Below are 24,050 nucleotides of genomic sequence, written 5' to 3'. Positions count from 1 at the left end.
CCCCGGTCCAAATGTGGGAGGGGGCTTGCCCCCGATGGCGGCCTCTGGGCCGCCGCAATGGGTCATCCCTGGCCCGGTGCGGCTAACCCGGCGTCCTGCCGGGTTACCCACGAATTCAAGCCTGCGTTCGGCCAGCGTGGTTTAACGGGGTGCCTAAGATCAAGATCAAAAGCGCGGCGGCCTTAGAGCCGACCGGTATTTTGTGTCGACCCCGGTCCAAATGTGGGAGGGGGCTTGCCCCCGATGGCGGCCTCTGGGCCGCCGCAATGGGTCATCCCTGGCCCGGTGCGGCTAACCCGGCGTTCTGCGGGTTATCCTCGGATTCAAGCTTGCGCTCGGCCGCGTGGTTTCAAGGGGCGCCTAAGATCAAGAGCGACTCGCTGCGCATCGTGGTTAGCGTTGGGCGTCATAGAGTTGTGTAGATACCTATGCCATCGGGGACTTGCCCCCTCCCACATTTGCCCTGCGGTGGGCGCAAGCCATCGCAAACCCTGTGCTAATATCGCGCCCCTGTTCATTTTGTATGTGGGTTGCTCCATGAAGTTGTCCATGCCGCGATTCAATCAAGCCCCTGTCTTGGTGGTCGGCGATGTCATGCTCGACCGTTACTGGCATGGTGGTACCTCACGGATTTCCCCTGAGGCGCCGGTACCGGTGGTCAAGGTCGAGCAAATCGAAGACCGTCCAGGTGGCGCTGCCAACGTTGCCCTCAATATTGCCGCGCTCGGCGCCCCGGCCTCCCTGGTGGGTGTGACCGGTGACGACGAAGCCGCCGACAGCCTGGCCAACAGCCTGCGCGGTGCCGGCGTGCGCGCGTTGTTCCAGCGCATCGCTCATCAGCCGACCATCGTCAAGCTGCGGGTCATGAGCCGTCACCAGCAATTGCTGCGTATCGATTTCGAAGAACCCTTCGCCACCGACGCCCTGGCCCTCGGTGACCAGGTCAACGCGTTGCTCGAAGGCATCAAGGTGCTGGTGTTGTCCGACTACGGCAAAGGCGCCCTGAAGAATCACCAGGTGCTGATCCAGGCCGCCAAGGCCCGCAACATTCCGGTGCTGGCCGATCCCAAGGGCAAGGACTTCTCGATTTATCGGGGCGCCAGCCTGATCACGCCCAACCTCAGCGAGTTCGAAGCGGTCGTCGGTGGTTGCGCCGATGAGCATGAACTGGTCAGCAAGGGCGCGGCGCTGATGGCCGACCTTGAACTCGGTGCCCTGTTGGTGACCCGTGGCGAACATGGCATGACGCTGCTGCGTCCCGGCCATCCGGCGATGCACCTGCCGGCGCGTGCGCGGGAAGTGTTCGACGTCACCGGCGCCGGTGACACGGTGATTTCCACCCTGGCCGCGTCCATCGCCGCCGGCGAGGAACTGCCCCATGCCGTGGCCCTGGCCAATCTGGCGGCGGGCATTGTGGTCGGCAAACTGGGTACTGCCGCCATCAGCGCCCCCGAGTTGCGTCGCGCCATCCAGCGTTCCGAAGGTTCGGAGCGCGGTGTGCTGGGGCTCGAGCAATTGCTGCTGGCGATTGACGACGCACGCGCCCACAACGAAAGCATCGTGTTCACCAACGGCTGTTTCGACATCCTGCACGCCGGTCACGTGACCTACCTTGAGCAGGCGAGCGCCCAGGGCGATCGCCTGATCGTCGCGGTCAACGATGATGCTTCCGTCAGCCGCTTGAAAGGCCCGGGCCGACCGATCAACAGCGTCGACCGGCGCATGGCGGTCCTGGCCGGGTTGGGTGCGGTGGACTGGGTGATCAGCTTTTCTGAAGGCACCCCGGAAAACCTGTTGGCCCAGGTCAAGCCTGATGTGCTGGTCAAGGGCGGTGACTATTCCGTCGACCAGGTGGTCGGTGCGGACATCGTCAGCGCCTACGGCGGCACCGTCAAAGTGCTGGGGTTGGTAGAAAACAGTTCGACCACGGCCATCGTCGAGAAAATACGTAACAATGAATAACGCTGATAAATGGGTGTTGATCACCGGAGGCGCAGGCTTTATCGGTTCGCATTTGGTTGACGCGTTGCTCGCCAAGGGCTATTCGGTGCGGGTGCTGGATAACCTGTCTACCGGCAAGCGCAGCAACCTGCCCCTGGATGACCCGCGCGTGCAACTGGTGGAAGGTGATGTGGCCGACGCCGAGCTTTTGGCTCAAGTGGTCGTTGGCGCGTCGGCGGTGGTCCACCTGGCGGCCGTGGCGTCGGTCCAGGCATCCGTGGACGATCCGGTCAGCACGCACCAGAGCAATTTCATCGGTACCTTGAATATCTGCGAAGCCATGCGCAAGGCCGGCGTGAAGCGTGTGGTGTACGCTTCCAGCGCAGCGGTCTACGGCAACAACGGCGAGGGTGCCTCCATCGACGAAGAGACGACCAAGGCGCCGCTGACACCCTATGCCTCGGACAAATTGGCCAGCGAGCACTACTTCGACTTCTACCGTCGTGAGCATGGCCTGGAGCCGGTCATTTTCCGCTTCTTCAATATCTTCGGTCCGCGCCAGGACCCGTCATCGCCGTATTCCGGTGTGATCAGCATTTTCAGCGAGCGTGTGCAGCAGGGCCTGCCCATTGCCGTGTTTGGCGATGGCGAACAAACCCGTGACTTCATGTATGTGGAAGACCTGGTGGATGTGCTGGTGCAGGCCATCGAGTTGCCGACTATTCCCGCAGGGGCAATCAACGTCGGTTGGAACCACGCCACTACGCTTAAGCAGGTGCTGCAGGCACTGGAGCAAGTGGTGGGCGCATTGCCGGTCATTACTTATGGACCGGCGCGCCTGGGGGATATTCGCCATTCGCGGGCCGACAATCGGCGCCTGCTGGCAAGCTTCACCCTGCCTGAACCTACCCCGTTGAAGGTCGGCTTGGAGCGCTTGCTCAAAGGCTGAGCCGCACGCCGATAGCGATATCGGGTATGCGTCAGCCCCTGGCTTTTTTCTTCGGCACGATCTTGCGCAGCATCTGCTGCGCCTTGCCGGTCAAGCGCTTGAGCTTTGACTCTTTTTCCGGCTGTGCCAGGCCTTGCTGCCTGAGCCAGTCCTTCCAGCGAATCCGCTCATCACGCACCAGCCAGCCGTCCTGCCGGGCGAAGCTTTCGGCCAGGTACAAACCCCGTGTGCTCGCTGGATACAGTTGGTCCTTCTTGACGGTGTACAACTCGGCAAGGGGCTCGCCGTCCTTGAGCGGCATCAGGTACAGGTCCGGACGCTTGCGATCCAGGCGTGCGACCAGTTGGTCACCTTCCAGGCGCTCATCCACATGGAACAGGCTCAGGGACTTGGCTTCCTTCGGCACTTCCAGGCGCAGGTCGTAAATCAGCTGCAGTGACGCCGTCGGCAGGTGCACATAGGCCCGTGGACGCTCGATCAACTGGGTGGTGGCGCAGCGCACCGGACGCGCGGCGCCGGACAGCGGGCTCAGGCGAAACGGCAGGGCTTCACGGTAATGCAGCGCGGCGGAGTAGGGCGCCGGCAGCCAGGTATCGTTGAAGCGCCCGCCGAGCCAGCCTTCAGGGGTTTCCAGCAGGCATTCCTCTGCAATTTCCTGAATAGCCGTGTGCAGCGGCAGGTTCAGTTCATGGGCGGGGACGTAGCCGGAGATCAGCTTGAGCACCACGTCGCCGCGATCCTGGCGACGCTGGCGTACCAGCACCCAGTAATCCTTGTTTTGCCAGTGCAGGGTCAGGCGCACCGAGACGCCGAGGTTCGCCAGTTCCAGGGCGAAGCGTTCGGCGTCCGGCACCTCGACCGGCTTGCGCCGTTGCAGGGTCTGGGCGAAGTTGAGCGGCATGCCGACGCTCTGGTAGCTCAGGCCTTCGGGGGTGGCTTCCACGTGCAGCGGCAGTGTCTTGAAGTTGCTGGGGTTCTTTCTTATGAGCGTACGCGGCATGTCGGCTCCTTTGTGCGACGGGGTCGGCCGCGTGGGCGGCATCAGAGTTGACGGATGACTCGGGCAGCGGTTGCCACGTTATGGGCCAGGTGCAGCGGATTGATGGTCCCGACAATAGCACTGGCGACGCCCGTTTGCGCAAACAACAACGTGAAACTCGCCTGAATTGGATCCATTCCAGGCGCCAGGCATACGTGGCCGCTGGCCAGGGCTTTTTTCACCAGGATGCCCTTGCCATGGGCCGCCGCGTAATCAATGACGGCTTTTTCGGCCTGTTCGTTCAGATTGTAAGTCACCATGGCGCAATCACCCTGCTCCAGCGCCTTCACGCCGCCTTCAACGGTCTTGCCGGAGAAGCCGAAACCGCGGATCTTGCCCTCTTTTTTCAACTCCGCCAGGGTCTGGTAAACCTCGCAGTCGTTGAGGATGTGCAGGTCGTTGCCATCGGAGTGCACCAGCACCAGATCGATAAAATCCGTTTCAAGTCGTTTCAGACTGCGCTCGATCGACATCCGCGTATGGGCGGCGCTGAAATCGTGGCGGGACATGCCGTCCTCGAATTCTTCGCCGACCTTGCTGACGATCACCCAATCCTTGCGCTGGTCACGCAGCAGTGGCCCCAGGCGCTCTTCGCTGCGGCCGTAGGCGGGTGCGGTATCGATCAGGTTGATGCCCAACTGGCGCGCCTGGCGCAGCAACATTCGCGCCTCGTCGTCATTTGGAATCTGAAAGCCGTTGGGGTATTTGACCCCTTGGTCGCGACCCAGCTTGACGGTGCCCAGGCCCAGGGGCGACACCAGCAGGCCGGTGCTGCCGAGGGGGCGATACAGTTCGTGCAGGGTTGGCAGGCTCATGGCAACAGGTGCTCCCAGGCGGGTTGGCCGATCGCGGGTTTGGGCAGGTCGGGCAGGGGGTCGCTGGCGCCTGGGCGGATGCCGGCGCGTTCCAGGCTGTCGATGACCCGGTCGGCAAAGTCCGGCGCCAGGGCCAGCTTGGTCGGCCAGCCCACCAACAGGCGGCCCTGTTCGGCCAGGAAGGCATTGTCGGGACGGCTCAGGCCTGATTGCAGTGGCTCGGCGCGTTCGACGCGCAAGGTGGCCCACTGGGTCTGGCTCATGTCGATCCATGGCAACAGCTGAGCGAGTTCTTTCTGCGCGGTGGCAATTTGCTCTTGCGGCGTGCGGGCCACGCCATCGGCCTCGGCGATATCGCCGCCGATGTACCACACCCAGTTGCCGTCTGCGGCCGGGTGCGTGGTCACGGTCAGGCGCGGCTTGGTACCGCCGCCCAGGCAATGGGCATACAACGGCTTCAGGCCCGGGCCTTTGGCGAGGATCATGTGCAACGGGCGGGTTTGCATCGCCGGCTGGCTCAAGCCCAGGGCCGCCAGCAGATCGGCGGTGCCCGCGCCGGCACTCAATACGATGCGCTGAGCGCGGATTTCGCGGCCATCGACCGTCAAGCCCACCAGCGTGTCGCCTTCGCGCAGCGGTTCGATGTGCTGGCCCGCGAGCAGACCGTCACCGGCCAGGTGCGCCAGGCGTTCAATCAGGCTGGGCACATCCACCACCAATTCTGCCAGGCGGTAGACCTTGCCCTTGAAGCGACGATCCTGCAGCGCGACCGGCAGTTCGTCGCCCTTGACCTGATCGACACGGCCGCGCACGGCCTTGCTGGCAAAAAAACTGGTGAGATTGCCGGCGAGGGTGCCGGGGGACCACAGGTAGTGGGCTTCAGAGAGCAGGCGCACGCCGGACAGGTCCAACTCGCCATTGCCGGCCAGGGCTTCACGCCAGCGACGCGGCATGTCGGCAATCGCTTCGGAGGCGCCGGTGAGGGCGCCGTGCAGGGCGTATTTCGCACCGCCGTGAATGATTCCCTGGGACTTAACGCTTTGCCCGCCACCCAGGGTCGCGCTTTCCACCAGTACCGTGGAAAACCCCTGGCGGCGCAGGCGCGCATTGAGCCAGAGGCCGGCAACCCCGGCGCCGACAATCAGAACGTCGGTGGAAATAACGGATGGCATCGGCGACCTCAATGTTCAAGACAAGGGGCGCAGTATACAGGCTGTTGAGGGGCGGTCAGTGACCCGCGGTTTTCGAGAACAGCTGAATCACCACCACGCCCAGCACAATCAGTCCCATCCCCAGCATGGCCGGGATATCCAGCTTCTGCCCGTAGATGAACAGCGCGGCAATGCTGACCATCACGATGCCCATGCCGGCCCAGACGGCATACGCCACGCCGACCGGCACGGTGCGCACAACCAGCGTCAGCATCCAGAACGCGATGCCGTAACCGACGATCACCAGCAACAGCGGAATCGGTGTGCTCCACCCCTTGATGGCTTTCATGGAAACGGTCGCGATCACCTCCGAGCAGATGGCGATGGCCAGGTAACAGTAGGCGGCGTTCATGGTGCAATCCTCAAGGTGGAGCGGGTTTGATAGGTCGGCATTCTAGAGGTTCAACAGATGGGGTAAAGTCATTACCTATCCGAATTGAAGATAGGTTAAGCCATGAGCGTGCAGTGGGATCTGGAACAGATGCGCCTGTTTGTCAGCGTCGCCGAACAGCGCTCGTTTTCCGCCGTGGCGCGTGGGCAGCGCAAGGCGCAGTCGGCCGTCAGCACCGCGATCGCGATGTTGGAGGCGGACCTGGGCGTCAGCCTGTTCGCGCGTAGCAGTGGCCGTCAGCCGCGCCTGACCGAAGCCGGCAGTGTGTTGCTGGAGGAAGCGCGTGAAGTGCTGCGCCAGTGCGAGCGCCTGACGGGGCGGGCGCTGTCGCTGACCCGTGGCGAGGAAGCATGTCTGCGCCTGGCTCAGGACGAGGCGATGTTGTTCCAACCGGTGCTCGACAGCCTTGCGGCGCTGGCGGTGCGCTATCCATTGCTGGAAGTGCAGTTGTCCAGCGCAGCGCAAGGCGATGTGGCGCGCAAGCTGGTGGAACGCCAGGCCGACCTGGGTCTGTTGTTCTATCACGACCAGATTCCCGAAGCCCTTGAGCGGCGGGTGGTGGGCAGTGTGGAGATGGTCACGGTGTGCGGTGTCAATCACCCCATGGCCAGGGAGCAGTACGTGGACTGCCAACGGTTGGCGCAGTATCGCCAGTTGCTGATGTCGACCCAGACCAGCGTCTACCCCGGCAGTGAAGCCGCCAGCCCGCAGGTATGGCGGGCCGACAGCTTCTATGTGTTGGCCGAATGGGTGATGAGCGGCCTGGGTTGGGCCTGGTTGCCACGGCACATCGTGCAATATCCCACCTATCAACAGCAGATGGTTGAACTGCGCAGCGAATGGACCCCGCCGGCGCTGGTGGTGGAGTTGGTGTGGCGTCGCGATGAGCACCTCGGGCCTGCGGCACGCTTTGTGGCTGAACGTTTTGCCGAGTGCTTGCAGGCGATCGACTGAAAAAGCCGATAAACTCCGCCGCCATGAATAGAACTCTCTACACCTGTCTGTTTTACCTGGCGCTGCCGTTGGTGGCTTTACGTCTGTGGCTGCGCGCGCGCAAGGCGCCGGCCTATGCCAAGCGCGTGGGCGAGCGATTTTCCTATGGCTTGCCTGTGATGCAGCCGGGTGGGATCTGGGTGCATGCGGTGTCGGTGGGCGAAAGCATTGCCGCCGCGCCGATGATCCGGGCCCTCCTGGCGCGTTACCCGCAGTTGCCGATGACCGTCACCTGCATGACGCCCACCGGTTCCGAGCGAATCCAGGCGCTGTTTGCCGATGAACCGCGCGTCCAGCATTGTTATCTGCCGTACGATTTGCCCTGCGCTGCCCGGCGTTTTCTTGACCGAGTACAGCCAAGGCTCGCAGTGATCATGGAAACCGAATTGTGGCCTAACCATATTCACGCCTGCGCCCAACGCGGTATTCCGGTGGCCCTGGCCAACGCGCGATTGTCGGCACGCTCGGCCAAGGGCTATGCGCGTTTCGCCAGACTGACCGCGCCGATGCTGGCCGAAATGAGCTGGTTCGCCGTGCAGACCGAAACCGAGGCCGAGCGTTTCCGCAGCCTGGGCGCGCGACCTGAAACCGTTGAAGTCACCGGCTCGATCAAGTTTGACCTGACCATCGACCCCCAACTGCCGGAACGCGCCGCCGCCTTGCGCGAACAATGGGGCGCCGGCGAACGCCCGGTGTGGATCGCCGCCAGCACCCACGAGGGCGAAGACGAAGTCGTGCTCGACGCCCATCGTCAGTTGCTGGCCAGCTATCCCAATGCGCTGCTGATTCTGGTGCCCCGTCATCAGGAACGCTTCGGGCCGACGTTCGAACGGTGCGTGCAGCAAGGCTTTGCCACCGTGCGGCGCTCCAGTGGCGAAGCGGTCAATGCCGATACCTCAGTGCTGCTGGGCGACACCATGGGCGAGTTGCTGTTTCTCTACGCGTTGGCCGACAGCGCCTTTGTCGGCGGCAGCCTGGTACCGACCGGCGGGCACAATCCGCTGGAACCGGCGGCGCTGGGCAAGCCGGTGATCATGGGGCCGCACCTGTTCAACTTCCTGGAAATCAGCGCGATGATGCGCGAGGCCGGGGCGTTGCGCGAAGTGGATGGCGCAGAAGGTTTGGCCGAAGCGGTGCGCCAATTGTTCGAGCTGCCGCGGGATGCGCGCAGGATGGCAGAGGCGGGATTGAAAGTGATGCAGGCCAATCAGGGAGCGCTTGAGCGTTTGCTGGACGGACTGGACAGGTTGATGACTCACTGATTCAACACAATTCAAATGTGGGAGGGGGCTTGCCCCCGATAGCGGTGTGTCAGTCACCCAACAGGTTGGCTGACCCACTGCCATCGGGGGCAAGCCCCCTCCCACATTGGTTTATGGTGTTTTCAGGAACCCGGGCGGGCCTTGAGCTGCTCGGCGGCGGCCTTGGCCAGGTCCGGTGGCAGGAAGTCTTTATCCGGGTTGTAGTCGGCTTTCAAGTAGCGCGTCAGGTCCTGCAGATCCCCCGGGTTCAGCGTGCCCGCTGCCTGCTTCAAGCGCAGGTTGTCGAGGATGTAGTCGTAGCGGCTGTTGTTGTAGTTGCGCACCGACGAGTAGAGCTGGCGCTGTGCGTCCAGCACGTCGACGATATTGCGCGTGCCCACCTGATAGCCGATTTCCGTGGCTTCCACCGCGCTTTGGTTGGAGATGATCGACTGGCGGCGTGCTTGCACCTGTTCCACATCGGTGTTGACGGCGCGGTGCAGGTTACGGGTGTTTTCCACCACCTGGCGGCGCAGGCCTTCGCGTTGCTGCTCGGACTGATCGAGACGTGAATAGGATTCACGCACTTGCGAGCTGGTGAGGCCGCCGCTGTAGATCGGGATGTTCAACCGCAAGCCGATGGTGCGTTGCGACACATCGCCACCATACGGGATGGGCAACTGGTTCGGGTTGCTGAACCCCAGGGCATCGTTGTCACCTTTTTCGTATTGCGCAACCGCATCGAGCGTCGGCAAGTGGCCGGCCTTGCGCTGCCTGAGGGTTTCCTCGGCGGCAGTCACTGCGTAATTGCTGGCCAGCAGGTTGAGGTTCTGGCGCCCGGCGGTTTCGACCCAGGCCTTGGCGTCGTTCGGCGCCGGCGGCAGCACCGGCAGCGTATGGACGATGCCCTGGATCGAGTTGTACTGGCGGTTGGTCAGGGTGATCAGCGCCTCGAAGGCGTCGTCCACCTGGCGCTGGGCCACGATGCGGTTGGCGCGAGCGGTGTCGTAGCTGGCCTGGGATTGCAGCACATCGGTCTTGTCCGACAGGCCCACATCGAAGCGCTCATTGGACTGGTCGAGCTGGCGTTTGAAGGCATTTTCTTCGGCCTTGGTGGAGGCCAGGTTGTCTTGCGCGCGCAGGACTGCAAAGTAGCTCTCGGCACTTTGCAAAATCAGGTTCTGTTCACTGGCCGACAGTTGCAGCGAGGCTTGCTCGCTGACGGCTTCGGCGGCTTGCAGCTGGAACCAGCGATCGGCGCGAAACAGCGGCTGGCTCAGGGTGGCGCGCCAGGAGTGCGCGTCGCGGCTGGCAGTGGCGGCGGGCTGGTCGATCTGGGTGCGCACGTTGTTACTGTCGGCGCCGGCCGACAGGTTCGGCAGCAAGCCTGCGCGCGCCTGGGGCACCACTTCTTTCTGCGCGCCATATTGAGCGCGGGCAGCGGCCAGGTCGGCGTTGTTGCTCGCCGCTTCCTGATAGACGCTGACCAGGTCGGTGTTGGCGGACAAGGGCGCTTCAGCTGCCCAGACCATTCCATTGGTCGCACAAGACACGGCAATTGCCAGTGAAAGTTTGCGCAGCATGAGGCGATCCCTGAGTAAATATTACGATGATAATTTATTGCCCAAGGCTACGGTGGCAAAGAGGGAGCGTCAAGCCTAAGGCAGCTCAGGAGTGTAGTGGGCGGGCCTCGGCACAACAATCCTGTAATTACGCCATTTATCATCCTGACGACAGTGTCATTGGCAATTTGCCCACGCCATGGTCTAGACTGGCCAGGTTCTTGTCGGGGTGCCTTGTTGGAAGGCTGAGATCGGTAAATACCGGATCCCGTTGAACCTGATCAGGTTAGCGCCTGCGTAGGGAACAAGATTTCTCGTCACCCGGCGAGTCCTCTTGTGCTTCGTCCGGGAAGTTGTTCGACAATCGAACAGCCCTCGTGCGCAAGCACAGCACTGGTTTCAGTGCGTCCGTCCGTCACAGGTTCGCTCCGACAACAATCCACCGCCCGGATAAGTTGGAGAGCCCTGATGAGCACCGAATTAAAAAGCCAAAAATCAAAAAACACCGTGCACTTGAGTGAATCGGCCAAGGTCGACTCCGGTTCCGTGCAGCCGTTTACCCGCTCACAGAAGATCTATGTACAGGGCTCGCGTCCCGATATTCGCGTGCCCATGCGCGAAATCAGCCTGGATGTGACGCCCACCGAGTTCGGCGGTGAAATCAATGCACCGGTGGTGGTCTACGACACATCGGGTCCGTATACCGATCCCAACGTGATCATCGACGTGCGCAAAGGCCTGGCCGACGTGCGCTCGCCCTGGATCGAAGAGCGCGGCGATACCGAGCGACTGGCTTGCCTGAGCTCACGCTACGGCCAGGAACGCCTGGATAACCCGGACCTGGCCTACCTGCGCTTTGCCCACCTGCAAAATCCACGACGGGCCAAGGCCGGCGCCAACGTCAGCCAGATGCACTATGCGCGCAAAGGCATCATCACGCCCGAAATGGAATATGTGGCCATCCGCGAAAACATGAAGCTTGAAGAAGCCCGCGCCGCCGGCCTGCTCAAGCAGCAGCATGCGGGACACAGCTTTGGTGCCAGCATTCCAAAGATCATCACGCCCGAATTTGTTCGTGAAGAAATCGCCCGTGGCCGCGCCATCATCCCGGCCAACATCAATCACACTGAACTGGAACCGATGATTATCGGCCGTAACTTCCTGGTGAAGATCAACGGCAATATCGGTAACAGTGCGCTGGGCTCGTCCATCGAAGAAGAAGTGGCGAAGATGACCTGGGGCATTCGCTGGGGCTCCGATAACATCATGGACCTGTCCACCGGCAAGCACATCCACGAAACCCGCGAGTGGATCATCCGCAACTCGCCGGTGCCGATCGGCACCGTACCCATCTACCAGGCACTGGAGAAAGTCGACGGTGTGGCGGAAGACCTGACCTGGGAACTGTTTCGCGACACCCTGATCGAGCAAGCCGAACAGGGCGTCGACTACTTCACGATCCATGCCGGTGTATTGCTGCGCTATGTGCCGCTGACCGCCAACCGCGTCACCGGCATCGTCAGCCGTGGCGGCGCGATCATGGCCAAATGGTGCCTGGCGCACCACAAGGAAAACTTCGCCTACACGCATTTCGAAGAAATCTGCGAAATCATGAAAGCCTATGACGTCAGCTTTTCGCTGGGCGACGGCTTGCGTCCGGGCTCGGTGGCCGACGCCAACGACGCCGCGCAATTCGGTGAGCTGGAAACCCTTGGCGAGCTGACCAAGATCGCCTGGAAGCACGACGTGCAAACCATGATCGAAGGCCCCGGCCACGTGCCGATGCAGTTGATCAAGGAGAACATGGACAAGCAGCTCGAATGCTGCGACGAGGCGCCGTTCTACACCCTCGGCCCGCTGACTACCGACATCGCGCCGGGCTATGACCACATCACCTCCGGCATCGGCGCGGCGATGATCGGCTGGTTCGGTTGCGCCATGCTCTGCTACGTCACGCCCAAGGAACACCTGGGGTTGCCGAACAAGGATGACGTAAAGACCGGGATCATCACTTACAAGATCGCCGCCCACGCCGCCGACCTCGCCAAAGGCCATCCGGGCGCGCAGATTCGCGACAACGCGCTGAGCAAGGCGCGCTTCGAATTCCGTTGGGAAGACCAGTTCAACCTGGGCCTGGACCCGGACACCGCGCGGGCGTTTCACGACGAGACCCTGCCGAAAGAGTCCGCCAAGGTCGCGCATTTCTGTTCGATGTGCGGGCCGAAATTCTGCTCGATGAAAGTCACCCACGAAGTGCGTGAGTATGCGGCCAACCAGCGCATTGAAGCGGTGGATGTGGACGTGGCCAAAGGCTTGGCCGAGCAGGCGGAGCGGTTCAGGCAGGAAGGCAGTCAGCTCTACAAAAAGGTCTGAAACCCATGATCGTTCCCACGCTCCGCGTGGGAATGCATCCCCTTACGCTCTGCGTCACAAAGGCGGACGCAGAGCGTCCAACGCGGCATTCCCACGCAGAGCGTGGGAACGATCAGCCCCTCAGAGATTCCACCCTTGAGCATTCAACCGAGCACCTATTCGCCGGACATTGCAGTCCCCCAGGACAAGCGCGTCTTCGGCGCCCGCGACCTGTTCTCCCTGTGGTTCTCCCTCGGCATCGGCCTGATGGTCCTGCAAACCGGCGCCTTGCTGGCGCCGGGCCTGGGGCTGTCGGGTTCATTGCTGGCCATCTTGCTCGGCACCCTGGTCGGCGTGCTGTTGCTGGCCGCCGTCGGCGTGATCGGCAGCGACACCGGGCTGTCCGCCATGGCCGCGCTCAAGCTCAGCCTCGGTAGCCGCGGTGCGAGCCTGCCGGCGCTGTTGAACCTGCTGCAATTGATTGGCTGGGGTTCGTTCGAAATCATCGTCATGCGCGATGCCGCCAGCTTGTTGGGTACGCGTGCGTTCAGCGAGGGCAGCCTGTTGGCGAGCCCTTTGTTGTGGACCGTGTTGTTTGGTGGCCTTGCCACCGTGCTGGCGGTGAGTGGCCCGCTGACCTTCGTGCGGCAAATCCTGCGCAAATGGGGCATCTGGCTGCTGCTCGCGGCCTGTCTGTGGCTGACCTGGAACCTGTTTGCCAAGGCCGACCTCGTCGCGCTGTGGGCCCAGGCCGGTGACGGCTCGATGCCGTTTGCGGTGGGCTTTGACATTGCCATCGCCATGCCGCTGTCGTGGCTGCCGCTGATCGCCGACTACTCACGCTTTGGCAAGCGCGCGAAAAGCGTGTTCGGCGGCACCGCGCTGGGGTTCTTTATCGGTAACTTCTGGCTGATGAGCCTGGGGGTGGCCTACACCCTGGCCTTTGCGCCCAGCGCTGAAGTCAATGCGCTGCTGCTGGCCCTGGCCGGCGCCGGCCTGGGTATTCCGCTGTTGCTGATCCTGCTGGACGAGTCGGAAAATGCCTTTGCCGATATTCACTCGGCGGCGGTGTCGAGCGGGATGCTGCTGCGTTTGAAAGTCGAGCACCTGGCGTTGGCCATCGGTGTGATTTGCACCGTGATTGCCTGCCTGGCGCCCCTGGCGCAATACCAGAACTTCCTGTTGCTGATCGGCTCAGTGTTTGCGCCACTGTTCGGCGTGGTACTGGTGGATCACTTCATCCTGCGCCGTCGGCGCCAGGGCGCGGTGACCCAACTGCATTGGCCGGCGCTGCTGGCGTGGCTGGGCGGCATCGGCACCTACCACCTGCTGGCGCACCTGTACCCGGATATTGGCGCAACCCTGCCGGCATTGCTGCTGGCAGGGTTGCTGCAGTTCATCCTGGGGCGGGCGGTCAGTGGCGCGCGGGCATCAGCTCAGGCTTGATCACACCGGTCAGGCGTGCATAGGGGATGGTGATTTCGATCAGCCCCTGGGCGTAGGGGGCGATGGTGGTGACGTTGTACTTGAGCACCACGCCGCCGCTGGTCAAGGCCACGTTCGGGGTTTTCTGGAACGGCCAGTTCTTCACGAACTCCGGGTCGCGGTCCATCTTGGTGTTGATCAACCAGCTGTTGTGGGCAACTTTTGCGGTATTCCAGAAGGCCTGCTCCTGGCCGGGCAACAGCATGTCGGCCAGGCCCAATTCCTTGTGCAGCACCCGTGAATAGTTGATGAATCCGCGGCCAGGTTCACCGTGGGCCACGCCGGTGTCCAGGTAGCTGGACACTTCAACGATCACCAGTCCGTCATGCTGCTCACGTACCTTGGCCTGCAAGTACATGCTGTGGCGGTCGGGGGATTCGCGCAGGAATGTGTCCCGGTAGGCATTCAGGGTCGCAGGGACGCCGGCGCCGGGCGTGGTGCGGGTCATCTGCAGCAGGCGCTGCTCGACCAGTTTGTCCAGTTGCGGGTCGGCGGGGAAATGCACGGTGTCGATGTTCACCAGCGGACAATCAGGGCTGCCGCAGCCGGGCTTGATCTGCTCCGACTTGTCGGTGGTGACGTCCAGCGGTTTGAGCTGGCCGGGCTGGAACAGGCTCTGGCAGGCACCCAGGGTCAAGGCAATACAAGCCATGGAGGCGATTTTTAAAAGCGACATGTGTGTCCTTCGTAAATCGATGGAAAGCGAAAAGAGTAGCGCTTGGACTGCCAACAGGGCCGCCAGTTCGCCACTAGACTGATTAGTGTGAGTTTGACGCCCGCCGTCTATCCCGGCAACCGGAAAGGGGCTGCGCCGAGCCGCTTGGGCGCGTTAGGATGGCGCCCACTGCACGGCTTATGACGAGGAAGAATATGACGGACTTTACGAAGTCGACGCCGAAGAATATCGAGATTGTTCAGCGCGACTCTGCCTACAAGGGCTTCTATCAGCTCGATCGGGTGCAACTGCGCCACGAGAAGTTCGACGGCGGCATGAGCCGCGTGATCAATCGTGAAGTGTTTGTGCGCCATGATGCGGTGTGCGTACTGCCCTACGATCCGCAGCGCGATGAAGTGGTGCTGATCGAGCAGTTCCGCGTCGGCGCCATGGGGCGTGCCGACAACCCGTGGCTGGTGGAAATGGTCGCCGGCCTGATCGACAAGGACGAGCAACCCGAGGAGGTTGCACACCGCGAAGCCGAAGAGGAAGCTGGGCTGACGTTCTCCGCGCTGTGGCCGATCACCAAGTATTTCCCGTCGCCTGGCGGCAGTACCGAGTTCGTCCACCTGTACCTGGGCCGTTGCGACAGCTCACAGGCCGGTGGTATCCATGGATTGGAAGAAGAGGCCGAAGATATCCGCGTGACCACCTGGGCATTCGAAGATGCCTTCCAGGCTGTGCGCGACGGCAGGATTTCCAATGCAGCCAGCATCATCGCCCTGCAGTGGCTTGCGCTTAATCGCGCGGAAGTGAGGGGGCTATGGCAGTAAAGGCACGGGAACGTTACCGGGTTGACCTTATCGGGCTGCAAGCCGCATGCGAGGCCAACTATGCGCGGCTGATGCGCCTGCTCCCCGACATGCGCCACACGCCCCAGGCGCGGCGCATTGCCGTGACCCACGGCGACCAGATGCTGGGCGTGCTGACCCTGGAAGTCATCGTCAATTGCCCGTACACCACCACCCTGCGCGTGCGCCAGGAGCACAGCCTGCCCTGGCTGCCGGTGCCGCAGCTGGAAGTGCAGGTGTACCACGATGCACGCATGGCCGAAGTGATCAGCGCCGAACATGCGCGACGCTTTCGCAGCATCTATCCTTACCCGAATGTGTTCATGCACCAGCCCGATGAGAAAGCCCAGCTCAATGTGTTCCTCGGCGAATGGCTGAGTCACTGCCTGGCCCTGGGCCATGAGTTCGAAGTCGTGCGGTAGATGTGAACTGCGTTTGTTTTCCCTGGGTTTCCTCTTTGCGTCCTGCCCCAGCATAATTGCCCCACCTGTCTATTCCTGTGACCGCTAGGGAGAGCGCCTTGCCGAGCGTATCCGCCATGAACCCTGACGCTGTGCTGTTGGTGCAACTGTCCGACAGCCATTTGTTTGCCGATGCAGACGTCACGCTGCTGGGCATGAATACCCGCGACAGCCTGCAGCGGGTGATTGATCTTGTGCGCGAGCAGCAGCCGCCTGTCGATCTGGTGCTGGCCACGGGGGATCTGTCCCAGGACGGCACACTGGCGTCATACCAGCAATTTCGCGACATGACCGCGCCGATGGGCGCTCCCGCGCGCTGGCTGCCCGGCAACCACGATGAGCCGCAGATCATGGCCCACGCTGCCGTGCACAGCGACCTGCTGGAGCCGGTGGTTGACGTCGGCAACTGGCGCGTGACCTTGCTGGACTCCGCCGTCCCCGGTTCCGTGCCCGGCTACCTGCAGGACCAGCAGCTGCAACTGCTCGTCCAGGCCTTGAGTGAAGCGCCGAACCGGCATCACCTGGTGTGCCTGCATCATCACCCGGTGTCGATCGGCTGCGCCTGGATGGAGCCTATCGGCCTGCGCAATCCGGATGCGCTGTTTGCCGTGCTTGACCGCTTCCCCCAAGTGAAAGCGGTTTTGTGGGGGCATGTGCACCAGGAAATCGACAGCGAGCGCAACGGCGTGCGCCTGCTGGCTTCGCCGTCCACCTGCATCCAGTTCGCGCCCGGGAGTGAGGACTTCCAGGTCAGCGACCAGGCCCCAGGCTATCGCTGGCTGCGTTTGCATGCCGACGGGCGGTTGGAGACCGGGGTGGAGCGGGTCAGGGATTTCGCTTTCACCGTCGACTACGGCAGCAACGGCTATTAATAGCTGTAAACGCTGATCAAAAGGTGGGAGGGGGCTTGCCCCCGATGGCGGTGTCTCAGCTGCCACATGTGCTGACTGACACTCAGCCATCAGGGGCAAGCCCCCTCCCACATGGGTTCTCACACAGGCCCCTTATCCCTGTAAACTGCGCCTCTTTGGCTGAGTCACGGAGAGCCCGGCATGTCCGCTTCGATCCTCTATATTCACGGTTTCAACAGTGCGCCGGCCTCCAACAAGGCCAGCCAGTTGATCACCGTAATGGGCAAGCTTGGCCTGTCCGAGCAGCTGCGTGTTCCGGCGCTGCATCACCATCCGCGTCAGGCGATTCCTCAATTGGAGGAGGCCATCGCAGAACTGGGCAGGCCGCTGCTGGTCGGCAGTTCATTGGGCGGCTACTATGCAACCCATCTTGCCGAACGCCATGGCCTCAAGGCGCTGCTGGTCAACCCGGCGGTCAGCCCCCATCGGATGTTTGACGGCTACCTGGGAACCCAGAAGAACCTCTACACCGACGAAAGCTGGGAGTTGACCCTCGACCACGTCACGGCGTTGGCCGAGCTGGAAGTACCGGCTCCTCAGGACGCCGCGCGTTATCAGGTGTGGTTGCAGACCGGGGACGAAACCCTGGATTATCGCCTGGCCCAGCAGTATTACCGGGCCTGTGCCTTGCGCATCCAGGCCGGTGGCGACCACGGTTACCAAGGGTTTGCCCAGCAATTGCCGGCATTGTTGAGCTTTGCCGGCATTGGCGCTGATCAGTATCAATCCTTCGATTTTTCGTCACTGTAAAAATCGCAGGTCATTTTTTAATCGAACGACTCACGACGAGACCCCATGGCCACTCCCAGCGCTAGCTCTTATAACGCCGACGCCATCGAAGTCCTCTCGGGCCTCGACCCGGTGCGCAAACGCCCCGGCATGTACACCGACACCAGTCGGCCGAACCACCTTGCCCAGGAAGTCATCGACAACAGTGTCGACGAAGCCTTGGCCGGGCACGCCAAGTCGGTGCAGGTCATTCTCCACGCCGACCACTCCCTGGAAGTGTCCGACGACGGTCGCGGCATGCCGGTGGACATTCACCCGGAAGAGGGTGTATCGGGCGTCGAACTGATCCTCACCAAACTGCATGCCGGCGGCAAGTTCTCCAACAAGAACTACCAGTTCTCCGGCGGCTTGCACGGCGTGGGGATTTCCGTGGTCAACGCCTTGTCCACGCAGGTCAGGGTCAAGGTCAAGCGTGACGGCAACGAATACCAGATGACCTTCGCCGATGGCTACAAAGCCACCGAGCTGGAAGTGGTCGGCACTGTCGGCAAGCGCAACACCGGGACCAGCGTGTACTTCGCGCCGGACCCGAAATACTTCGATTCGCCGAAATTCTCCATCAGCCGTCTCAAGCATGTGCTCAAGGCCAAGGCCGTGCTGTGCCCGGGCCTGTTGGTGAGCTTTGAAGACAAAGGCACCGGCGAAAAGGTCGAGTGGCACTACGAAGACGGCCTGCGCTCCTACCTGGAAGATTCGGTCAGCGACTTCGAACGCCTGCCCAACGCGCCGTTCTGCGGCAGTCTGGCCGGTAACAAGGAAGCCGTCGACTGGGCGCTGTTGTGGTTGCCCGAAGGCGGCGACAGCGTGCAGGAAAGCTACGTCAACCTGATTCCCACCGCCCAGGGCGGCACCCACGTCAACGGCTTGCGCCAGGGCTTGCTGGACGCCATGCGCGAATTCTGCGAATACCGCAGCCTGCTGCCGCGCGGCGTGAAGCTGGCGCCGGAAGACGTGTGGGAACGCATTGCGTTCGTGCTGTCGATGAAAATGCAGGAGCCGCAGTTCTCCGGCCAGACCAAGGAGCGCCTGTCCTCCCGCGAGGCGGCGGCGTTTGTCTCCGGTGTGGTCAAGGATGCCTTCAGCCTGTGGCTCAACGAGCACCCGGAACTGGGCCTGGCCCTGGCGGAGCTGGCGATCAACAACGCCGGTCGTCGCCTCAAGGCCAGTAAGAAAGTCGAGCGCAAGCGCATCACCCAGGGGCCGGCATTGCCCGGCAAGCTGGCCGATTGCGCCGGGCAGGACCCGATGCGCTCCGAGCTGTTCCTGGTGGAAGGTGATTCCGCCGGCGGTTCCGCCAAGCAAGCACGGGACAAGGAATTCCAGGCGATCCTGCCGTTGCGCGGCAAGATCCTCAACACCTGGGAAGTCGATGGCAGCGAAGTACTGGCCAGCCAGGAAGTACACAACATCGCCGTGGCCATTGGGGTCGACCCTGGCGCAGCGGACATGAGCCAGCTGCGCTACGGCAAGATCTGCATCCTCGCCGATGCCGACTCCGACGGCCTGCACATTGCTACCTTGCTGTGCGCGTTGTTCGTGCAGCACTTCCGCCCGTTGGTGGATGCCGGTCACGTCTACGTCGCCATGCCGCCGCTGTACCGCATCGACCTGGGCAAGGAGATTTTCTACGCCCTGGACGAAGCCGAGCGCGATGGCATCCTCGATCGCCTGGTGGCAGAGAAGAAGCGCGGCAAGCCACAGGTCACGCGATTCAAGGGCCTGGGTGAAATGAACCCGCCGCAACTGCGCGAAACCACCATGGACCCGAACACCCGGCGCCTGGTGCAGTTGACCCTGGAAGACTTCGCCGGCACTTCGGAAATGATGGACATGCTGCTGGCGAAAAAGCGTGCGCCGGATCGCAAGGCCTGGCTCGAATCCAAAGGCAACCTGGCCGAGGTATTGGGCTGATGCGCACAGGCGTCGCCCTGGCGATCCTGATGGTGTGCGGGTTGGCAGCCACCGATGGGGTGGCCGCGCCCGTGGCTGAGCTCAAGTTGGTGTCCGAACATCCGGTAGACGGCATGCGCGGCGGCAACCTGTCGGGCCTGGCGCTGTGCGGCAAGGACCTGTGGACGGTATCGGACCGCGATGATGACCGGATTTATCGTCTGGACACCCGCGAGCCGACCTGGAACGCCGAGGCATTGACGATCGACGTACCCCCGGTGCCCGAATCCGGCCTGCCGTGGGGGTTGCGCTCGCGCACCAAGGCGGCTTCGTTCATTCGCGGTGGAGACCTGGATTTCGAAGGCATCAGCTGTGATGCCGCAGGCAACCGCTACATCGTCAGCGAAGCCCATGCGGCGGTGTTGCAGGTACCGGCAGCCGGTGCGCCCGAGTGGTTGAAAATCGCCCCGGGCATGGTGCGCGAGGCGCGGGCCAGCGGCATGTTGCTGCACTTCAATGCGTTGTTCGAAGGCCTGACGGTGAACCCGCAAGGCAATCAGATCTGGCTCGCCGCCGAGCGTGAGCGCCGTGGCCTGATCTCGATCAAGCGCGGGCAGAGCGTGTGGGATTGCGAGGGGGCTTGCGTATTGTTGAGCGAGGCCGGGCTGGAAGTACAGCCGGCGCAGTTCACCAACGCCAAGGCCGTGTCCAAGGATTTTGCCGACCTAGCGCTGTTCAACGACAAGCTGTTCACCCTGGAGCGCAATGCATTCCAGATTTGCCGACGCGATACGGTGACGGCCAAGGTTGAGCTGTGCTGGTCGTTTGCCGACGAAACCCTGACGCCCGAACGGCGTTACCCCCAACCTTATGGCCTGGCCGAAGCCCTGGTGGTGGACGCCGACGGCGCCTGGATTGGTATCGACAATAATTTTGGCGCGCGTGCCGACGGTGAAAAGCGTCCGGTGGTCTATCGGTTTGCCGCCCCGGCCGGTGGCTGGAGTGCCCAGCCATGAGCCGCGACTTTTTTGAATTGAATCAGCGCAGCGGCAGTTCCGCTGCGCCTTACCCAACGATGAGGCCCGCATGAGTGACATCCTCGCAGACAGCTTAGATGGCGTAGAACGCCGATCGCTGGCTGACTTCACCGAAAATGCCTACCTCAACTACTCCATGTACGTGATCATGGACCGTGCCCTGCCGCATATCGGCGACGGCCTGAAGCCGGTACAACGGCGCATTATCTACGCCATGAGTGAGTTGGGCCTGGACGCCGATTCCAAGCACAAGAAGTCGGCGCGTACCGTCGGTGACGTGCTCGGCAAGTTCCACCCCCACGGCGATTCGGCCTGCTACGAAGCCATGGTGCTGATGGCCCAGCCGTTCAGCTACCGCTACACCCTGGTCGACGGCCAGGGTAACTGGGGCGCGCCGGATGATCCCAAGTCCTTCGCCGCCATGCGTTACACCGAGGCGCGTCTGTCGCGTTATTCGGAAGTATTGCTCAGCGAGCTGGGCCAGGGCACCGCGAACTGGGGGCCCAACTTTGACGGCACCCTCGACGAACCCCTGGTGTTGCCGGCACGTTTGCCGAATATTCTGCTCAATGGCACCACCGGCATCGCTGTCGGCATGGCCACCGATGTGCCGCCGCACAACCTGCGCGAAGTCGCCGCCGCCTGCGTTCGCCTGTTGGATGAGCCAAAAGCCACGGTCGAGCAGCTCTGCGAGCATATCCAGGGCCCGGACTACCCGACCGAAGCGGAAATCATCACGCCGCGCGCCGACCTGCTGAAAATGTACGAAACCGGCAAGGGCTCGGTGCGCATGCGCGCGGTGTATCACGTCGAAGACGGCGACATTATCGTGACCGCGTTGCCGCATCAGGTGTCCGGCGCCAAGGTGCTGGAGCAGATCGCCGCGCTGATGCAGGCCAAGCCGTCGAAACTGCCGCAGGTCGCCGACTTGCGCGATGAGTCCGACCACGAGAACCCTTGCCGCATCGTGATCATCCCGACCAACAGCCGGGTGGATCATGCAGTGCTGATGCAGCATCTGTTTGCCAGCACCGACCTGGAGTCCAGCTATCGGGTCAACGTCAACATCATCGGCCTGGACGGCAAGCCGCAGCTCAAGAACCTGCGCAACCTGCTGGTGGAATGGCTGGAGTTTCGCGTACAGACCGTGCGCCGGCGCCTGCAATTTCGCCTGGATAAGGTCGAGCGCCGCCTGCACCTGTTGGACGGCTTGTTGATCGCCTACCTCAACCTGGATGAAGTGATCCATATCATCCGTACCGCCGAGCACCCGAAAGCCGAGCTGATCGCGCGTTTCGAATTGAGCGAGATCCAGGCTGACTACATCCTCGACACCCGCTTGCGCCAGTTGGCGCGACTGGAAGAAATGAAGCTGCGCGACGAGCAGGACGCACTGCTCAAGGAACAAGCCAAGCTGCAGGCGCTGCTGGGCAGTGAAGCCAAGCTCAAGAAGCTGGTGCGCAGCGAGCTGATCAAGGACGCCGAAACCTACGGCGATGACCGCCGGTCGCCGATTGTCGAGCGTGCGGAAGCGAAAGCTCTGACAGAAACCGAGCTGCTGCCTAACGAGAAAATTACCGTCGTTCTGTCGGAAAAGGGTTGGGTTCGCTCCGCCAAAGGGCATGATATTGACGCCACCGGGCTTTCGTACAAGGCCGGTGATGGCTTCAAAACCGCCGCCGCCGGACGTTCCAACCAGTTTGCGGTGTTTATCGACTCGACCGGGCGCAGTTATTCGGTGCCGGCCCACACGCTGCCTTCCGCACGGGGGCAGGGCGAGCCGCTGACCGGGCGCCTTACACCGCCACCGGGGGCGAATTTCGAGTGCGTGCTGCTGCCGGACGATGATTCGTTGTATGTCATCGCCTCCGACGCCGGTTACGGATTCGTGGTCAAGGGTGAAGACCTGCAGGCCAAGAACAAGGCGGGCAAGGCGCTGCTGAGCTTGCCGAACAATGCCAAGGTGATCCTGCCGCGACCGGTGGAGGATCGTGAGCACAACTGGCTGGCCTCGGTGACCACCGAAGGGCGTCTGCTGGTGTTCAAGATCAGCGACCTGCCGCAGCTGGGCAAGGGCAAGGGCAACAAGATCATTGGTATCCCGGGAGAGCGTGTGGCCAGTCGCGAAGAGTACGTGACCGACATTGCCGTCATCCCCGAAGGCGCTACGCTGGTGCTTCAGGCCGGCAAGCGCACGCTGTCGCTGCGCCCTGACGACCTTGAGCACTACAAGGGCGAGCGCGGTCGACGCGGCAACAAACTGCCTCGAGGCTTCCAGCGAGTGGATGCTTTGTTGGTAGAAACGCCTGCTTAAGGCGTACTAGAGGCCTCGATCTACGATTTAACGCGTAGATCGACGCTTTGGCGCTGGAGTCATGGCGCATATTCACGGATGATATGGCCTTTCCAGCGCCGGCGTGGCCGAGCGTGTTTAGGTTATTTTTAGTATTACATTGTGGTTCGCCTTGTGGCAGCCACCTGGATGGGATGATGACTGCTCCACGCCTTCCTCTATTTTTGATGCTCGCTGGCCTATTAGGGCTGGCGGGTTGCAGCACGCACCAGCCGGTGTCGCTGTACCAGCTGGACAGCGGAAGTCCGGCTCAGCCAGCACAAACCGCCGGCATGGCGGTCCTGCTGGGTCCGGTCATCGTTGCTGATTACCTGCAACGCGAGACCCTGCTCCAACGTCAGAACGACGGAAGCCTGCAAGGTTCCACGGATGGTCGTTGGGCGGGTAGCCTTTCTTCCGATATCAACCAGTTGATGTTGCGTCAGGTGGCCGGTCAGTTGGACAGTCAGCGCGTGGTCCTGGCGCCAGGCCCATCGGGGTTTTCCCCGGATGTGCAAGTGTTGCTGACCATCACACGGCTTGACTCCGGCAAGTCGCAACCGGCGATCCTGGATGCACAGTGGCGCTTGATCGACCGTCGCGGGCAAGTACGGGACAACCGTATCGTGCACCTGCAGGAAGAACATGCCGGCACCACCGCGTCCCAGGTCCAGGCCCAGGGCGTATTGTTGCAGCACCTGGCGCAGCAGCTGTCGGTGGCGCTCAAGCCGCTGGCCAACCAGCCGCCGATTGCCGAGGCACCGCGCAAGCAGGCACCGGCACAAGCCAAGCCCGCAACCCCGGAAAAACCGAAGATGCCGATGGCAACACCGATTCGTACGGATCTGGAAGTGTTCAGGTTTTGATCTGAATGCCAGGCAAACAAAAGGCCCGCTGAGTAAGCGGGCCTTTTGTTTGGGCTGCAATTTAAGCTGCGCCACAAATTAACTGTGGGAGGGGGCTTGCCCCCGATTGAGGTGGGTCAGTTAATGCATCTCTGACTGGACTAGCGCTATCGGGGCATAAGTATCTACACAACTCTGTAGCCCCCACCGTAACCACGATGCGAAGCGAGCCGCTCTTGATCTTGATCTGCTTTTGATCTCAGGCGCCCCGTTAAACCACGCTGGCCGAACGCAGGCTTG

At 62.2% G+C, this 24,050-nt stretch carries 20 protein-coding genes and 1 riboswitch; of the genes, 14 read left to right on the top strand and 6 right to left on the bottom strand.

The window, feature by feature from the left end:
* Positions 1 to 537 precede the first annotated feature (537 nt).
* Together hldE and BFP96_RS25740 are read left to right on the top strand one after the other, a co-directional pair.
* Positions 538 to 1,962, top strand: a complete 1,425-nt coding sequence (hldE, locus tag BFP96_RS25745; protein WP_065886558.1) for a bifunctional D-glycero-beta-D-manno-heptose-7-phosphate kinase/D-glycero-beta-D-manno-heptose 1-phosphate adenylyltransferase HldE — start codon at positions 538 to 540, stop codon at positions 1,960 to 1,962.
* Positions 1,955 to 2,890: an NAD-dependent epimerase/dehydratase family protein gene (locus BFP96_RS25740; RefSeq protein WP_065894463.1), complete on the top strand. Its 936-nt coding sequence runs from the start codon at positions 1,955 to 1,957 to the stop codon at positions 2,888 to 2,890. The genes hldE and BFP96_RS25740 overlap by 8 nt, the downstream gene beginning before the upstream one ends.
* A gap of 31 nt (positions 2,891 to 2,921) precedes the next feature.
* Here the strand turns inward: BFP96_RS25740 and BFP96_RS25735 are convergent, their stop codons facing one another.
* Genes BFP96_RS25735 through BFP96_RS25720 form a run of 4 tightly spaced genes read right to left on the bottom strand, consistent with a single transcriptional unit; the run spans position 2,922 to position 6,307 of the window.
* Positions 2,922 to 3,890 carry a metal ABC transporter ATPase gene (locus BFP96_RS25735; protein ID WP_065886556.1) on the bottom strand — a complete coding sequence of 323 codons (969 nt, stop codon included), beginning with the start codon at positions 3,888 to 3,890 and terminating at the stop codon, positions 2,922 to 2,924.
* Positions 3,891 to 3,931: 41 nt separating this feature from the next.
* Positions 3,932 to 4,744, bottom strand: coding sequence for an aldo/keto reductase (locus BFP96_RS25730; protein WP_065894465.1), 813 nt, complete (start codon positions 4,742 to 4,744; stop codon positions 3,932 to 3,934).
* The gene (locus BFP96_RS25725; RefSeq protein ID WP_065894467.1) at positions 4,741 to 5,916 is read right to left on the bottom strand and encodes an NAD(P)/FAD-dependent oxidoreductase; all 1,176 of its coding nucleotides are present in this window, start codon (positions 5,914 to 5,916) and stop codon (positions 4,741 to 4,743) included. The genes BFP96_RS25730 and BFP96_RS25725 overlap by 4 nt, the downstream gene beginning before the upstream one ends.
* A 55-nt stretch (positions 5,917 to 5,971) precedes the next feature.
* Positions 5,972 to 6,307, bottom strand: coding sequence for a DMT family transporter (locus BFP96_RS25720; protein ID WP_057724331.1), 336 nt, complete (start codon positions 6,305 to 6,307; stop codon positions 5,972 to 5,974).
* A gap of 102 nt (positions 6,308 to 6,409) precedes the next feature.
* Here BFP96_RS25720 and BFP96_RS25715 point away from each other — a divergent pair, with 102 nt between their 5' ends.
* Together BFP96_RS25715 and waaA are read left to right on the top strand one after the other, a co-directional pair.
* Positions 6,410 to 7,300, top strand: coding sequence for a LysR family transcriptional regulator (locus BFP96_RS25715; protein ID WP_065937255.1), 891 nt, complete (start codon positions 6,410 to 6,412; stop codon positions 7,298 to 7,300).
* A 23-nt stretch (positions 7,301 to 7,323) separates the two neighbouring features.
* Complete coding sequence (gene waaA, locus BFP96_RS25710) at positions 7,324 to 8,601, top strand: lipid IV(A) 3-deoxy-D-manno-octulosonic acid transferase (RefSeq protein ID WP_065937254.1); 1,278 nt, start codon at positions 7,324 to 7,326, stop codon at positions 8,599 to 8,601.
* 122 nt (positions 8,602 to 8,723) lie between these two features.
* Here waaA and BFP96_RS25705 read toward each other — a convergent pair whose 3' ends face one another.
* Complete coding sequence (locus BFP96_RS25705) at positions 8,724 to 10,163, bottom strand: TolC family outer membrane protein (RefSeq protein WP_065886551.1); 1,440 nt, start codon at positions 10,161 to 10,163, stop codon at positions 8,724 to 8,726.
* 194 nt (positions 10,164 to 10,357) lie between these two features.
* A riboswitch (TPP riboswitch) is annotated at positions 10,358 to 10,463 on the top strand.
* 147 nt (positions 10,464 to 10,610) lie between these two features.
* Here BFP96_RS25705 and thiC point away from each other — a divergent pair.
* Together thiC and cytX are read left to right on the top strand one after the other, a co-directional pair.
* Positions 10,611 to 12,515: a phosphomethylpyrimidine synthase ThiC gene (thiC, locus tag BFP96_RS25700; protein WP_065886550.1), complete on the top strand. Its 1,905-nt coding sequence runs from the start codon at positions 10,611 to 10,613 to the stop codon at positions 12,513 to 12,515.
* 135 nt (positions 12,516 to 12,650) lie between these two features.
* Complete coding sequence (gene cytX, locus BFP96_RS25695) at positions 12,651 to 13,940, top strand: putative hydroxymethylpyrimidine transporter CytX (RefSeq protein ID WP_065937253.1); 1,290 nt, start codon at positions 12,651 to 12,653, stop codon at positions 13,938 to 13,940.
* Here the strand turns inward: cytX and BFP96_RS25690 are convergent.
* A complete protein-coding gene (locus BFP96_RS25690; protein WP_065894476.1) occupies positions 13,909 to 14,655 on the bottom strand; it encodes an RsiV family protein in 747 nt (248 codons plus the stop codon). The genes cytX and BFP96_RS25690 overlap by 32 nt on opposite strands.
* Positions 14,656 to 14,849: 194 nt before the next feature.
* Here BFP96_RS25690 and BFP96_RS25685 point away from each other — a divergent pair, with 194 nt between their 5' ends.
* From BFP96_RS25685 to BFP96_RS25650, 8 genes are all read left to right on the top strand, one after another.
* Positions 14,850 to 15,467 (top strand): NUDIX domain-containing protein, encoded by a 618-nt coding sequence (locus tag BFP96_RS25685; RefSeq protein WP_065886547.1) that lies wholly within the window; start codon positions 14,850 to 14,852, stop codon positions 15,465 to 15,467.
* Complete coding sequence (locus tag BFP96_RS25680; protein ID WP_065886546.1) at positions 15,458 to 15,907, top strand: DUF1249 domain-containing protein; 450 nt, start codon at positions 15,458 to 15,460, stop codon at positions 15,905 to 15,907. The genes BFP96_RS25685 and BFP96_RS25680 overlap by 10 nt, the downstream gene beginning before the upstream one ends.
* A 98-nt stretch (positions 15,908 to 16,005) precedes the next feature.
* Positions 16,006 to 16,818, top strand: coding sequence for a 3',5'-cyclic-AMP phosphodiesterase (gene cpdA / locus BFP96_RS25675; RefSeq protein ID WP_065896719.1), 813 nt, complete (start codon positions 16,006 to 16,008; stop codon positions 16,816 to 16,818).
* A 180-nt stretch (positions 16,819 to 16,998) separates the two neighbouring features.
* Positions 16,999 to 17,607 carry a YqiA/YcfP family alpha/beta fold hydrolase gene (locus tag BFP96_RS25670; protein ID WP_065894478.1) on the top strand — a complete coding sequence of 203 codons (609 nt, stop codon included), beginning with the start codon at positions 16,999 to 17,001 and terminating at the stop codon, positions 17,605 to 17,607.
* A 45-nt stretch (positions 17,608 to 17,652) separates the two neighbouring features.
* Positions 17,653 to 19,557: a DNA topoisomerase IV subunit B gene (parE, locus tag BFP96_RS25665; RefSeq protein ID WP_065886543.1), complete on the top strand. Its 1,905-nt coding sequence runs from the start codon at positions 17,653 to 17,655 to the stop codon at positions 19,555 to 19,557.
* Positions 19,557 to 20,552, top strand: coding sequence for an esterase-like activity of phytase family protein (locus BFP96_RS25660; protein WP_065886542.1), 996 nt, complete (start codon positions 19,557 to 19,559; stop codon positions 20,550 to 20,552). Before parE ends, BFP96_RS25660 begins: the two co-directional genes overlap by 1 nt.
* A 70-nt stretch (positions 20,553 to 20,622) precedes the next feature.
* On the top strand, positions 20,623 to 22,887 hold the full coding sequence (gene parC / locus BFP96_RS25655) for a DNA topoisomerase IV subunit A (protein ID WP_065886541.1): 2,265 nt from the start codon (positions 20,623 to 20,625) through the stop codon (positions 22,885 to 22,887).
* 173 nt (positions 22,888 to 23,060) lie between these two features.
* A complete protein-coding gene (locus BFP96_RS25650) occupies positions 23,061 to 23,771 on the top strand; it encodes a PqiC family protein (protein ID WP_065894482.1) in 711 nt (236 codons plus the stop codon).
* Positions 23,772 to 24,050: the final 279 nt, after the last annotated feature.

Origin of the sequence: Pseudomonas sp. 34 E 7, from assembly GCF_900005715.1 — a bacterium.
GTDB lineage: Bacteria > Pseudomonadota > Gammaproteobacteria > Pseudomonadales > Pseudomonadaceae > Aquipseudomonas > Aquipseudomonas orientalis_A.
This window is presented reverse-complemented; position numbering and strand designations above follow the sequence as displayed.

Coding starts and splice junctions, on each gene's coding strand:
- parC (WP_065886541.1), top strand. CDS start 20,623: ATGAGTGACATCCTCGCAGACAGCTTAGATGGCGTAGAACGCCGATCG.
- BFP96_RS25670 (WP_065894478.1), top strand. CDS start 16,999: ATGTCCGCTTCGATCCTCTATATTCACGGTTTCAACAGTGCGCCGGCC.
- BFP96_RS25660 (WP_065886542.1), top strand. CDS start 19,557: ATGCGCACAGGCGTCGCCCTGGCGATCCTGATGGTGTGCGGGTTGGCA.
- BFP96_RS25690 (WP_065894476.1), bottom strand. CDS start 14,655: ATGTCGCTTTTAAAAATCGCCTCCATGGCTTGTATTGCCTTGACCCTG.
- waaA (WP_065937254.1), top strand. CDS start 7,324: ATGAATAGAACTCTCTACACCTGTCTGTTTTACCTGGCGCTGCCGTTG.
- BFP96_RS25720 (WP_057724331.1), bottom strand. CDS start 6,307: ATGAACGCCGCCTACTGTTACCTGGCCATCGCCATCTGCTCGGAGGTG.
- BFP96_RS25650 (WP_065894482.1), top strand. CDS start 23,061: ATGATGACTGCTCCACGCCTTCCTCTATTTTTGATGCTCGCTGGCCTA.
- BFP96_RS25730 (WP_065894465.1), bottom strand. CDS start 4,744: ATGAGCCTGCCAACCCTGCACGAACTGTATCGCCCCCTCGGCAGCACC.
- hldE (WP_065886558.1), top strand. CDS start 538: ATGAAGTTGTCCATGCCGCGATTCAATCAAGCCCCTGTCTTGGTGGTC.
- BFP96_RS25740 (WP_065894463.1), top strand. CDS start 1,955: ATGAATAACGCTGATAAATGGGTGTTGATCACCGGAGGCGCAGGCTTT.
- BFP96_RS25685 (WP_065886547.1), top strand. CDS start 14,850: ATGACGGACTTTACGAAGTCGACGCCGAAGAATATCGAGATTGTTCAG.
- BFP96_RS25715 (WP_065937255.1), top strand. CDS start 6,410: ATGAGCGTGCAGTGGGATCTGGAACAGATGCGCCTGTTTGTCAGCGTC.
- BFP96_RS25735 (WP_065886556.1), bottom strand. CDS start 3,890: ATGCCGCGTACGCTCATAAGAAAGAACCCCAGCAACTTCAAGACACTG.
- BFP96_RS25705 (WP_065886551.1), bottom strand. CDS start 10,163: ATGCTGCGCAAACTTTCACTGGCAATTGCCGTGTCTTGTGCGACCAAT.
- BFP96_RS25680 (WP_065886546.1), top strand. CDS start 15,458: ATGGCAGTAAAGGCACGGGAACGTTACCGGGTTGACCTTATCGGGCTG.
- thiC (WP_065886550.1), top strand. CDS start 10,611: ATGAGCACCGAATTAAAAAGCCAAAAATCAAAAAACACCGTGCACTTG.
- BFP96_RS25725 (WP_065894467.1), bottom strand. CDS start 5,916: ATGCCATCCGTTATTTCCACCGACGTTCTGATTGTCGGCGCCGGGGTT.
- parE (WP_065886543.1), top strand. CDS start 17,653: ATGGCCACTCCCAGCGCTAGCTCTTATAACGCCGACGCCATCGAAGTC.